At 28.6% G+C, this 12349-nt stretch carries 11 protein-coding genes and 1 riboswitch; of the genes, 5 read left to right on the top strand and 6 right to left on the bottom strand.

Annotated elements, in window-relative coordinates:
- Positions 1 to 17: 17 nt before the first annotated feature.
- Positions 18 to 118: riboswitch (SAM riboswitch) on the bottom strand.
- A gap of 66 nt (positions 119 to 184) precedes the next feature.
- Entirely contained in the window at positions 185 to 1477 is a 1293-nt protein-coding gene (locus Q0714_RS06760) for an O-acetylhomoserine aminocarboxypropyltransferase/cysteine synthase family protein (RefSeq protein WP_298263708.1), read from the bottom strand.
- Positions 1478 to 1895: 418 nt separating this feature from the next.
- Positions 1896 to 2711: a pyrroline-5-carboxylate reductase gene (gene proC / locus Q0714_RS06765; protein ID WP_363317289.1), complete on the bottom strand. Its 816-nt coding sequence runs from the start codon at positions 2709 to 2711 to the stop codon at positions 1896 to 1898.
- A gap of 280 nt (positions 2712 to 2991) precedes the next feature.
- On the opposite strand from proC, the gene metK reads away from it, so the two are divergent.
- On the top strand, positions 2992 to 4248 hold the full coding sequence (gene metK, locus Q0714_RS06770) for a methionine adenosyltransferase (protein ID WP_298263709.1): 1257 nt from the start codon (positions 2992 to 2994) through the stop codon (positions 4246 to 4248).
- Between the two features lie 212 nt (positions 4249 to 4460).
- Positions 4461 to 4757 (top strand): isoamylase early set domain-containing protein, encoded by a 297-nt coding sequence (locus tag Q0714_RS06775; RefSeq protein ID WP_298263711.1) that lies wholly within the window; start codon positions 4461 to 4463, stop codon positions 4755 to 4757.
- A gap of 77 nt (positions 4758 to 4834) precedes the next feature.
- Here the strand turns inward: Q0714_RS06775 and Q0714_RS06780 are convergent, their stop codons facing one another.
- The 4 genes from Q0714_RS06780 to Q0714_RS06795 all read right to left on the bottom strand — a co-directional run bounded on the left by Q0714_RS06780 (position 4835) and on the right by Q0714_RS06795 (position 9344).
- Positions 4835 to 5287: a hemerythrin domain-containing protein gene (locus tag Q0714_RS06780; RefSeq protein WP_298263713.1), complete on the bottom strand. Its 453-nt coding sequence runs from the start codon at positions 5285 to 5287 to the stop codon at positions 4835 to 4837.
- Positions 5288 to 5299: 12 nt separating this feature from the next.
- Positions 5300 to 5632, bottom strand: a complete 333-nt coding sequence (locus Q0714_RS06785) for a cupin domain-containing protein (RefSeq protein ID WP_298263715.1) — start codon at positions 5630 to 5632, stop codon at positions 5300 to 5302.
- A gap of 136 nt (positions 5633 to 5768) precedes the next feature.
- Positions 5769 to 8456, bottom strand: coding sequence for a carboxypeptidase-like regulatory domain-containing protein (locus Q0714_RS06790; protein WP_298263717.1), 2688 nt, complete (start codon positions 8454 to 8456; stop codon positions 5769 to 5771).
- 27 nt (positions 8457 to 8483) lie between these two features.
- On the bottom strand, positions 8484 to 9344 hold the full coding sequence (locus Q0714_RS06795; protein WP_298263718.1) for a GLPGLI family protein: 861 nt from the start codon (positions 9342 to 9344) through the stop codon (positions 8484 to 8486).
- A 127-nt stretch (positions 9345 to 9471) separates the two neighbouring features.
- Here Q0714_RS06795 and Q0714_RS06800 point away from each other — a divergent pair, with 127 nt between their 5' ends.
- From Q0714_RS06800 to Q0714_RS06810, 3 genes are all read left to right on the top strand, one after another.
- A complete protein-coding gene (locus tag Q0714_RS06800; RefSeq protein ID WP_298263719.1) occupies positions 9472 to 10944 on the top strand; it encodes a HAMP domain-containing sensor histidine kinase in 1473 nt (490 codons plus the stop codon).
- The gene (locus tag Q0714_RS06805; RefSeq protein ID WP_298263720.1) at positions 10937 to 11614 is read left to right on the top strand and encodes a response regulator transcription factor; all 678 of its coding nucleotides are present in this window, start codon (positions 10937 to 10939) and stop codon (positions 11612 to 11614) included. Before Q0714_RS06800 ends, Q0714_RS06805 begins: the two co-directional genes overlap by 8 nt.
- Positions 11615 to 11690: 76 nt before the next feature.
- Positions 11691 to 12305, top strand: coding sequence for a deoxynucleoside kinase (locus tag Q0714_RS06810; RefSeq protein WP_298263721.1), 615 nt, complete (start codon positions 11691 to 11693; stop codon positions 12303 to 12305).
- Positions 12306 to 12349: the final 44 nt, after the last annotated feature.

Raw genomic sequence — 12349 nt, forward strand, 5'->3', positions numbered from 1 at the left:
AGAAATGTAATTTAGTTGAGTTATCTATCCTTAATGGGTAGAATTTAGCACCTTCTTTAAAGTTAAAGGGTTGCTAAGGCTTCACTGGGTCTATTCCCTCTGCCTTTCTTGATAACAATAGTCAATAAATTTATGAACTAAAGCGCAAATTAACGCATTAAATTTTTCTCAGCCAACATTTTTTTTATTTATTTATCAATGTTGGAATTTTTACAAAAGCATCTTTTAAATCTTGCTTTAAATCATCAATATCTTCAATCCCTACAGAAAGTCTAATTAAATCTTTTGTTACTCCAGAAGCTAATTGTTGTTCATCTGTAAGTTGTTGATGGGTAGTACTTGCTGGGTGAATAATTAATGATTTTGTATCTCCAATATTTGCCAATAATGAAAAAACTTTTACAGAATCTACCACTGTTTTAGCCGACTCAAAACCTCCTTTTACTCCAAATGACAATACTCCACTTTGACCTTTTGGCAAGTATTTTTTGGCATTTTTGTACGATTCATGAGATTCTAAACCTGGGTAACTTACCCAAGATACTTCTTCTTGCGCTTCTAACCACTTTGCCAATTCTAAAGTATTTTCACTATGCTTTTCTAAACGAATTGGCAAGGTTTCTAATCCTTGAATAATTTGAAAAGCATTAAATGGACTTAGTGCACCACCAAAATCTCGTAAACCTTCCAATCTAATTTTTGCAATATAAGCTGCTTCTCCAAGAGCTTCGCTGTATATCAATCCATGATACCCTTTTGAAGGCTCCGTAAATTCAGGAAATTTACCATTGGTCCAATCAAAATTACCTGCATCTACAATTGCTCCTCCTAGTGAATTACCTTGACCTCCAATAAATTTTGTTAACGAATAAACTACAATGTTTGCTCCATGCTTAATTGGGTTTAATAAATAGGGTGTTGCAACTGTATTATCAACGATAAAAGGAATGCTATTTTGTTTAGAAATTTTCCCAATCGCTTCAAAATCTGACACATCTAATTTAGGGTTTCCAATGGATTCTATAAAAATGGCTCTTGTATTTTCTTTAATTGCTTTTTTGAAATTCTCAGGTTTTGAAGCATCTACAAAAGAAGTGGTTATTCCTAATCTAGGTAAAGTTACATTTAATAATGTATAGGTTCCTCCGTACAAGGTACTTGACGCTACAATGTGATCTCCTGACTTTAATAATGTTAATAAAGCTGTTGAAATTGCTGAAGTTCCTGAAGCAAAAACTGCAGCTCCAATTCCACCATCTAAAGCTGCTAAACGTTGTTCTAAAATATCATTGGTAGGATTGTTTAAACGCGTATAAATAAAACCAGGCTCAGCTAAAGAAAATAAATTAGCCGCGTGTTCTGTATTATTAAAAACATAAGAAGTTGATTGATAAATTGGCACTGCCCTAGTTCCAGCTGTATTTTGTGTATCGTGTCCTGCGTGTAAAGCTTGTGTTGAAAATTTTTGAGTACTCATAATAATATATTTTTTAATGTTTTAGTTTTAAATAAAAAAAGTCCCTTTGGTTTTAGGTATTACCAAAGGGACTTTTATCTAAGAGATTTTTATTCCATTTAATTTAGGCAATACCATTTCATTATGCTACGCATTATTTGCATTTGCATTGTCATACAACATCGGTTGCATATATTTTTTTGGAATGTAAATTTCATTTTTTGTTTATTGATAAAAAAAGCCTCTGAAAATTCAGAGGCTTTAAATTGTTTGATATTATTTTTAATTTTTAAACAATAGTGTCCTCTGCGTAATTTTTACACATCATAATTGCACACATATTCATCTTGTTTAAAATCATTTTTTAATTTTTGATGGTACAAAAGTAATGACAATTTTTAATTTTCCAAATAATCTTTAATTTTTTTAAAATTTCTATTTAATTAGCTTTTCCTAATTCTACAGCTTTTTCAAATGCTCCAGAAATAGCATCTATAATAGATTTTTTTACATTATCTTTTTCTAAAACATCTAATGCAGCCCTAGTAGTTCCACCTTTTGAAGCAACTTTTTCAATCCACTGATTTGGAGTTTCTTTATGTTTTTTATACAATTTTACAGCTCCATCAAAAGTTTTAATAGTCATTTTTTTTGCTTCTTCTTCTGAAAAACCTAAACCCATAGCTTTTTCAACAATGGCTTGCATAAAATAAAATACATAAGCTGGTCCACTCCCTGAAATACTTGTGGAAGCATCAATCATTTCTTCATTTTTAACAAACACAGCGCTACCTGTTGTTTTTAATAGTCTTTCAACTAAAAATACTTCAGAATTTGATACTGCATCAGAGACTGTAAAACTTGTTAATCCAACTCCAATTTTAGCTGGTAAGTTAGGCATACTCCTAATTACTTTTTTAACATTTAAACCTTCTTGAATTGTTTTAATTTGCACACCAGCCATAACCGATACAAAAATCTGATCTTTATTGGTATAAGGATACATGCTTTCAAAAAGGGCATTTATATTATATGGCTTTACTGCTAAAAAAATAATATCTGCATTGGATAAGCAATCTTTTAATGAAGTATTTACTTTAAAAATATTCATAGCTTCTACTTCTTTAGCTCTATCGTTTGAAATATCGTACACATTTATACGACTCCCTTTCAGAAGATTTGAAGTGCTCATTCCTTCTGCGAATGTAATTCCCATGTTTCCAGCACCTATAACTAATATATTTATTGATTTCATAATTTTTAATCTTAATATCAGTTCAAAATTACGAATTTAACAATATATAAGCTAATTATTTTAATTAAATAAATTTTTTAATTTTGGTTAAATTTTATTATTTACACAAAAAATCATTCATTATTTACAATCTTTTTGTATATTTGCAGTCTAAAATTTAAGAGGAAGGATTTGAACTGATTGCAACCTCGTAAAAAAATGCTAAAGCAGTAATTATTTACTTCCTTTAGCGACCAAAGCAATCCACAAATTCTTGTTATAATTAAAATAAATTAAAATTATGTCATATTTATTTACATCAGAATCTGTTTCAGAAGGACATCCTGATAAAGTTGCAGATCAAATATCAGATGCTTTAATTGATAATTTTTTAGCATTTGATGAAAATTCTAAAGTAGCTTGTGAAACATTAGTAACTACAGGGCAAGTAGTTTTAGCTGGAGAGGTAAAATCTAAAACCTATTTAGATGTTCAAAAAATTGCAAGAGATGTGATTAATAAAATTGGATATACCAAAAGCGAATATATGTTTGATGGCAATTCTTGTGGTGTTTTTTCTGCCATTCATGAACAATCACAAGACATCAATCAAGGAGTTGACAGAGCCTCTAAAGAAGAACAAGGTGCTGGTGATCAAGGAATGATGTTTGGTTATGCCACTAAAGAAACTGAAAATTACATGCCTTTAGCCTTAGATTTAAGTCATAAAATTTTACAGGAATTAGCCTTATTAAGAAGAGAAAACAAAGACATTACTTACTTACGCCCTGATTCTAAAAGTCAAGTAACTATTGAATACACAGATGACAATGTACCTTTTAGAATTAAAGATATAGTTGTTTCTACACAACATGATGATTTTGGTCCTACTGATGAAGCCATGTTAGCAAAAATAAAGGAAGATGTTATTCACATTTTAATTCCTCGAGTAATTGAAAAATTACCAAACGATATTAAAGCACTATTTAATAATAATATTGTATATCATGTCAATCCTACAGGAAAATTTGTTATTGGAGGTCCACATGGAGATACAGGCTTAACTGGGCGAAAAATTATTGTTGACACCTACGGAGGAAAAGGAGCTCATGGTGGAGGTGCTTTTTCTGGAAAAGATCCAAGTAAAGTAGATAGAAGTGCTGCATATGCAACTCGCCATATCGCAAAAAATATTGTAGCAGCTGGTGTAGCTGATGAAATTTTAATTCAAGTTTCTTATGCCATTGGTGTTGTTGAACCTATGGGTATTTATGTAAATACTTATGGCTCTGCAAATATTGATAAATCAGATGGAGAAATTGCTGAAATAATAACACAGCTATTTGATATGAGACCTGCTGCTATTGAAGATCGATTAAAATTACGCCAACCTATGTATTTAGAAACAGCTGCTTATGGTCATATGGGAAGAGAAAACACTACCATTTCTAAAACTTTTGAAAATGTTGATGGATCTAAAAAAACAATTGATGTAGAGTTATTCACTTGGGAAAAACTAGATTATATAGATCGTATAAAGAAAGCTTTCGGGTTATAATTTTTTAATAACCATGATAAAAAAGACTGTATAAACGTTTATGCAGTCTTTTTTATTTTATTTAATTACTATTTTAAGCTTCATTAATTTAATAATCAACTAATTTGTAAATTTATTTTTAAGAAATTAATAAATCTTTAACTTTCCACAAATTAGAAGCTCTTAAAGTAAAATTGTTTGCTATTTTTGCCTCCTAATAAACATAAAAAATTATGGCTATAAAAAAACAATACTTAAAAAGTAAACCTATTTGTAAAGTTACATTTACAGTTCCTGCTGAAGATGCTAAAGAAGTTGCTGTTGTTGGAGATTTTAACAATTGGAATGCTAAAAATTCTAATTTAAAAAAATTAAAAAATGGCACTTTTAAGGGTGTTTTAGATTTAGAAAAAGATAACACTTATGAATTTAGATACCTTGTTGATGGAAACTACATTAACGACGAACAGGCCGATAGTTATAAGTGGAATGATTTTGCAAATACAGAAAACGGTGTATTAAACTTATAATTTTACACATTTTTTTATAAAAAAAGCACTTTTACATCTAGGTAAAAGTGCTTTTTGAGTTTTATAAAATTAGTTGTTTACTTCCAAAACACATCGTTAAGGTTGTCTATAAATTTTTCATTTGTATGAAATTTTTTAATGGTCGCTAATTGTTCTTTTGTAGCTACATTTTGAATTTCATTAAATAAAACTCGCTCTTCAAATCTGATATGTTCTTTTAGCTTTACATGTAATTGTTGAAGTACTTTATCAATTTCAAAATTCTTTTCAAAGAGAGTTAACAACGTTTTATGTTCCTCCATAGCTCTAATTACTAGTGGATGCTCACTTCCTAAAACTGGAAACATGTATTTTTCTTCTAACAGAAAATGAGTTACAATATGATTTTTATAAAACCAATCAACATATGCTTTTATTCTTTCCAAAGCTATTTCTTTTGACAGTCCCACTTTAATTTTCCAACAAAGTAATAATGCCTGATGATGATCTTTTGAAAATTCTTGCAAAGAACTATGCCTCTTAATTGCCATCTGAAAGTTCCTTTATTTTTGTTTTAGCATGGTTAACACCATTTTAAACTTTTCAACAGCTTTTAATGCATGTGGAACATTTGCTGGCATAATAATAGCTTCATTTGCTTCTAATACATTTGAAATGCCATTAATAACAATATCCGCTTTGCCATCTACAATATAAACTAAAGCATCAAACGGAGTGGTATGCTCACTTAACCCTTCTCCTTTATCAAATGCAAAAAGTGAAATATTCCCTGTCTCTTTTTTTAGAATATGTTTACTCACAACTGCTTTTTCGTTATAATGAATACTTTTATTAAAAGAAAATTTAACCCCTTTTTCAAACTCGTTACTTGCCATATTTTAATTTTTATTTTGGTTAAATTTAAGTATTAATATTAAAACTTTTATTGGCTTTCAATAAAAAAATCCTAACTAACCTACCTAATTAGAATTTTTATTTGAAAATTAACTTTATAATTAGTTAAAAACTAAACTATAAATTATACTTCACAGAAAACATCCAAAGTCTTGGCTGAATAAAATACAATGATGTTGAATTACTATCTGAAATCTCATGATAACTATCAGTATTCATTGAGGTGTTATTAGTTAAATTATTTGCTGAAATTTTAAATTCCCACTTACTATCTTTTTGCTGATAGTATAAATTAGCATTTAAAAATGAGTAGTTATTTTTAGTTTCGCTACTTAAATTTTCAAAAGTATTTTTATATTTATAATAACTGTAATCTGCTGTTAAAATAAAGTTCTTCAAAAATCCAACTTCCATATTAGCAAAAGGTCTATCTGTTACACTGTTCGATTTTGAATAATTTGAAAATGATTTTTGATATCCTAATTCAAAATTTGGAGCGGTTTTAAATTTAGTAGCTATACTACCTTGATAGCTATGTGATAAAGATTTTGATTTTATTAAATCGTTATTTACTATATTATTGTATGTTGAATTTGAAATGTTAGCCGAAAAATTAGTTTTCAATTTGCTATATGTTTTTCCATATCTAAAAAAAGCTGACAATGTTTCATCTGCCAAATTTGAATTTACCGGATAAGAAACCCTATCAATACCCACCAACTCAGTATTATTTTTTATGCCATTCTCTTTTTTGGTATAATTAACAGAAGCATTTATGTTAGTAAATGAAAACATACTAAAACTAAAATAACTTAATGAGTATTTATGATACAAGGCACTTTCAAGCTCTTTATTACCTCTTGTTAAAGAGTTGTAATTACTAAGAAAATAACCTTCAGAAATATTATCTATATCTGAAAATTGAGTTGACATAGAATAGTTAAACCTTAAGCTTTCAGATGACTTAAATTGCAAATTTGCATAAACATCAGGTAAAAGTTTTGTTGTATTGCTTTTATTTACAACCCCTAATTGAGTATCTTTTGTAGTATACTGATGTAAACTTACACCTGGATTGAAAGTAAAAATCCCTGAAACCATTTTATAATGTAACCCTAAAAAAATATCTGAAAAATTATAATCAACGTCATTGTTTAAAAGTGAGTCTTCAAAATCTAACTTGCTTCCATTTTCTAAATTTTGAGATATCTTAGAATTCAAATTTTGCTTGCTAAACGTAGTTCCAAAAGAAATATTTACATTACTTTTTGGCGTTAGTAAATAATAATAGTCAAACTTAGCGTCAAATTTATTTGTGGTTAATTTTTTATTTTGAACAAGATCAAAAATATAATTTCCATCTTGTTCACCTTCAGTTGGAATTATCAAAAAAGGTTGTGTAGTTGCCATTGAATTATACAAAGGTTTATCCTTTTGAAATAAATGCTGCATTTCAGCTGCAAAAATATTTTTATCATCAATTGTGTAGTATATATTAAAATTTTGATTTATTGAAAATGGTTTTTCTTCTTTGTAAGTATCTGCATTTCTGCTTGTGGAAGTAACATCTTGTAACTCTGTTTGTTCTGAAATTTTTCCAAATACATCATAATCTACATGAACATTGGTGTTAGGCTTATAAGTAGTGCTAAATTTCAACATCCCTAATTTGCTTTCTTGCATTGCTTGGTTTGAAGATTCTTCAGTTAAGTTTAACTTATTATAAACTGTATTAGACTGAGTTAACATAGCTGTTTCTGAATTATTAACAATAGCAAAACCGTTAAAATCTAGTGTTTTTTTAGGTGATAAACCAAAATTTAAAGCACCAAATTTTGAAGTTATTTCCTGTGCTCTATTATTTTGTGTGGTCATAAAACCCAAACCACCAGATGAAATATTAAAACTTGTCCCACTGTCTCTCATAGCGCCACGCAAGCCTCCTGTAAACCTAAAATAATCTCTCATTGTAAATGGTGCCTCACCAATATTATTAAAGTCAGCTAGTAGGTTAACACTTTTATTTGGACTATAATAAAATAATTTAGGCTTGGCAATATATTTTTCTTCATTTCCAATACCCGCATTTACTTCTCCAAACCAAAACTTATCCTTTCCTTTTTTTAATTTTATGTTTAAAGCAATATTATCTTCATTATTTGTTACACCACGCATACCAGCAACTTCATTATAGTTTTTTAAAACTTGTACTTTATCAATAGCATTGGCTGGAATATTTTGAGTTGCCAACTTAGAATCTCCATCAAAAAAAGGCTTTCCTTCTACTAAAACTTTTTGAACTTTTTTCCCTTCAACCTCTACTTCTCCATTTTCATCAACCTCTACACCTGGTAGTTTTTTAAGCACATCTTCCAATTTTTTTTCTTTCCCTGTTGTAAATGAATCTGAATTATAAACTATGGTATCTCCAATAATTTTAACTGGCATTTCATAGGTGATATCTACTTGATTTAAAGACTCATTTGTTTCAGATAAAATTATATTTTTAATTAAATTTTTATTGGAATTATTGGTAATCACCTCTACACTTTTGGTTTCAAACCCCAAATAACTTATCCTTAAGGTATAAGCTTCATTTTCCTCTAAACTCAGTTTATAGTTCCCTTTTGTATCGGTTATTGAGTAGGATTGTAAAAATTGAGTACCTTTTTTAAACGCGATAACGTTGGCCATTTCTAAAGGATTTCCTAAACTATCTTTTACAGCTCCTTCAAGTTTAATATTTTGAGAAAAAATTAAAAAAGGAATTAATGTGAAAAGAACTAAAAATAGTATTTTCTTCATGGTAAATATTATTTTAAGCCTCAATTATTAACCTCTAATTCTAAAATGAGTATTCCCACTTTTTTGCCGTTCATTTCTAAATCTTTCTTGCATTTCCTTCATTTTTTGAGCAATGATTTCATCATATTCTTTTTGAGAGACTTCTTTTCCTTTTGTTGGTTCTGAAATTTCAATTTTTTCTTTTGGATTGATTACTATTTTTGTGCATAAAATATTAGTATTACCATAATTTATTTCTAATATCAACCCTGGCAAACCCCAAAAATCTCCAGGGCCATGGCTTACAGGTATATCCATTGCATACCAAGCAGTTACAATAGCTTGCTCCATTTTAGGAGCTTCTTCATTTTCTTCTTTATCTTGATCAGAAGCATTTCTTCTTCCAAATCTAATTTCTCTTCTTGCAGGAATTTCAATAACCGTTGTTGCTTTAAAACATAGGTTTTGCCCAATCATTTTGGTTTCTTGCTCCAACTTCCAATCGTAAGTCTTTAATTGATCTTTAATTAAAAAGTTTTTACCACTAAATTCATTTTCTTTAGCAGAAGTTTTTGTTTGTGAATTTTTATAATAATCTCCTGATGCGCCACCACCTAACATCATAAAACGCATACCTCCTCTAGCTCCAGAAGCTTGATCTAGTTTTTGTTCTTCTTTGTAAATAGATGCTGATTTATCGAATGTTAACACAAATGTTTTTTCTAATTGATTTTTCATTCGCTCTTTAATCATTTTTATCCTATCAGCTGGAATTCCAGACCCTTCCAAATCAATATTAATAGACGATTTTGTTTGATAAGTTGCCTTGCCTTGAAACTCTTGAGCTTTTAAATTAACTGCAACTAATAATAATATAAACGAACTGTATTTAAAAAAGGTGTTTTTCATTTTTAATGATGTTTAAATATTTAATTCAGACACAAATATATCTTGTAACAATTTAAATAACAGTTAACTAATGTTAACTACTGTTAATCAATTCGGATAATACAATTTATGTATTTACCTTTGAGGTATGGACAAAAAAAATTACAAATGGGTTGTGTATTTTATTGGTATTACCATACTTACCACCATTGCAGTTCAAGTTTATTGGAATTATCGCGAATATCAAATAAACAAACAAAACCTAATAAGCAAAGTGCAGCTGAGTTTAGATAATTCGGTTGAAACTTATTTTGCCAATTTAACTAAGTCAGGTATTATTACTTTTACTTCTTCAGACTCTATCAATTCTAAAGAAAAAATTGATACTATTATTGTGAGTACACACTCTAGATATGGATTTAGAAGAAAAATTGACAGCACACTACAAAACATAGCAAAACAAGAAAGTAAAAAGCCTCTTTTATTAAAGAGCCCAAGAAATAATCCTTATCCTTTTTTTACGGCAAATGATGCTTTCCCTAAAAATATAGATAGTTTAATATCAAAAGTATTTATTTCAATATCGCGCGACACACTTGATTTGGAAAAATTAGATACATATATAGTTGAAGAGTTTAACAGAAATAACATCAATGTTCGTTATGCTCTAAAATATAACTATGCACAAAGAATAAGTAGAGATAGTTCAAAAAATAAAATTATCACCTATAAATTAGATAATTTCCCAAAAAAATATTTAAAAACAATCTCTAAATCTACCTACTTACCACATAGAAGCTCCCTTGAATTATTTTTCACTAATGAAACAGCCATTCTTTTAAAAAGTTCATTTATAAGTATTTTTCTTTCACTTTTACTCTCTATTTGCATCATTTCAAGCTTAATTTATTTATTAAAAACTATTTACAAACAAAAACAGCTAGCAGAAATTAAAAATGACCTAATCAGCAATATTACGCATGAGTTTAAAACTCCTATAGCAACAATTGCCACCGCTTTAGAAGCTATGAAAAGTTTTAACGCTTTAGATGACAAAATTAAGTCTGAAAAATACATTGCTATGGCCACTAACCAAGTAAATAAGTTAGATTTAATGGTTGAAAAAATATTAGAAAACGCCACTTTAAATCAAGAAGAACTAAGTTTAAAAAAAGAGGCTATACATATTAATCAACTCATTGAAACTACTATTGAAAAATACCAATTAATTACCCCTGAAAAAACCTTTAATTTTAAACCTTCTAACAAAAATCCTATCGTGAAATTAGATAAATTTCATTTTGAAAATGCTTTAGGAAATATTATAGATAATGCTATAAAATATGGTGGAAATAGAATAACAATAGAAGTTTTTTCTGAATTAAATAATACCCAAATATTAATTAAAGATAATGGTAATGGCATTCATAAAAATCAAAAAGATAAAGTTTTTGAACAATTTTATAGAATTCCTACAGGTGATACACACAATGTAAAAGGTTTTGGAATTGGCTTATATTACACCAAAAAAATAATTGAAAAACACAAAGGAAGTATTAACATTATTTATGATAAAAGCAATACAACTTTGTTTAAAATTGAACTCCCAAATAATGGATAAAATTAAAATATTATTAGCTGAAGATGAGCCTTCTTTGGGTCAAATTATCAAAGAAAGTTTAGAAACTAGAAATTTTGAAGTGCTGCTTTGTGTAAATGGAGAAGAAGCTCTAGAAATTTATAAAAACAAACACCCACTACTATTAGTTTTAGATGTAATGATGCCTAAAAAAGATGGTTTTTCACTTGCCAAAGAAATTAGAAAAGAAAACCCAGATATCCCAATTATATTTTTAACAGCTAAATCTCAAACAGAAGATGTTGTTAAAGGATTTAATTTGGGAGGAAATGATTATTTAAAAAAACCATTTAGTATGGAAGAGCTAATTGTTAGAATGAATTCACTTTTAAATAGAACTAAAAAAAACGATAATAGCACTCCTATTTCAATTGGAAAATTTACATTCAATTTAAAAAAGCAAACTCTAGAAATTGAAGGTACAACCGAAAACCTAACTCACAGAGAAGCCAACTTATTATACTATTTAATTAAAAACAAAAACCAGGTATTAGAACGTTCCTTTATTCTAAAAAAATTATGGGGTGATGATGATTTTTTTAATGCTAGGAGTATGGATGTTTTTATTACTAAACTTAGAAAAAAACTCAAACTTGATCCAAGTATACAAATTATAAATGTAAGAGGTTTTGGGTATAAGCTGATTTATTAATGCGTTAAAATTGTATTACAAATTCATAAAAAATTTAGTTAACTTTAACGCTTAAAATTTCACTTAAAAATTAATTATGCACGTAGCAATTGCAGGAAATATTGGCGCAGGTAAAACTACGCTAACCAAACTTTTAGCCAAACATTATAAGTGGGAACCCCATTTTGAATCAGTTGAAGAAAACCCTTATTTAGACGATTTTTATGGTGAAATGGAACGTTGGTCGTTCAACTTACAAGTTTACTTTTTAAATAGTAGGTTTAGACAAATCCTTGAAATTCGTGAAAGTGGTAAAAATATTATTCAAGACAGAACTATTTATGAAGATGCACGAATTTTTGCACCAAATTTACATGCAATGGGGTTAATGCCAAATAGAGATTATACCAATTATGAATCTCTTTTTGAACTTATGGAACGCTTGGTTTCTCCTCCTGATTTACTTATTTATTTAAGAGCTTCTATTCCAACACTAGTTGGACAAATTCATAAAAGAGGACGCGACTACGAAAACTCTATAAGCATTGATTATTTAAGTAGGTTAAATGAACGTTATGAAGCTTGGATTTCAAAATATAATAAAGGGAACTTATTAATTATAGAAGTTGATAAATTAGATTTTGTAGACAACCCTGAAGATTTAGGTTCGATAATTGACAAAATAGACGCACAAATAAATGGACTGTTTTAAGTAAAAAGTTTCATAAAAAAAGCTCACAATTTGTGAGCTTTTTT

This window comes from uncultured Lutibacter sp. (assembly GCF_947493565.1).
In the GTDB taxonomy this organism is placed as follows: Bacteria; Bacteroidota; Bacteroidia; order Flavobacteriales; family Flavobacteriaceae; genus Lutibacter; species Lutibacter aestuarii.

What these genes read in the sequence shown, in the direction of transcription:
- Q0714_RS06800 (WP_298263719.1), top strand. Translation starts at nt 9,472, where the DNA reads ATGGACAAAAAAAATTACAAATGGGTTGTGTATTTTATTGGTATTACC.
- Q0714_RS06775 (WP_298263711.1), top strand. Translation starts at nt 4,461, where the DNA reads ATGGCTATAAAAAAACAATACTTAAAAAGTAAACCTATTTGTAAAGTT.
- Q0714_RS06780 (WP_298263713.1), bottom strand. Translation starts at nt 5,287, where the DNA reads ATGGCAATTAAGAGGCATAGTTCTTTGCAAGAATTTTCAAAAGATCAT.
- Q0714_RS06790 (WP_298263717.1), bottom strand. Translation starts at nt 8,456, where the DNA reads ATGAAGAAAATACTATTTTTAGTTCTTTTCACATTAATTCCTTTTTTA.
- Q0714_RS06760 (WP_298263708.1), bottom strand. Translation starts at nt 1,477, where the DNA reads ATGAGTACTCAAAAATTTTCAACACAAGCTTTACACGCAGGACACGAT.
- Q0714_RS06795 (WP_298263718.1), bottom strand. Translation starts at nt 9,344, where the DNA reads ATGAAAAACACCTTTTTTAAATACAGTTCGTTTATATTATTATTAGTT.
- metK (WP_298263709.1), top strand. Translation starts at nt 2,992, where the DNA reads ATGTCATATTTATTTACATCAGAATCTGTTTCAGAAGGACATCCTGAT.
- Q0714_RS06785 (WP_298263715.1), bottom strand. Translation starts at nt 5,632, where the DNA reads ATGGCAAGTAACGAGTTTGAAAAAGGGGTTAAATTTTCTTTTAATAAA.
- Q0714_RS06805 (WP_298263720.1), top strand. Translation starts at nt 10,937, where the DNA reads ATGGATAAAATTAAAATATTATTAGCTGAAGATGAGCCTTCTTTGGGT.
- Q0714_RS06810 (WP_298263721.1), top strand. Translation starts at nt 11,691, where the DNA reads ATGCACGTAGCAATTGCAGGAAATATTGGCGCAGGTAAAACTACGCTA.
- proC (WP_363317289.1), bottom strand. Translation starts at nt 2,711, where the DNA reads ATGAAATCAATAAATATATTAGTTATAGGTGCTGGAAACATGGGAATT.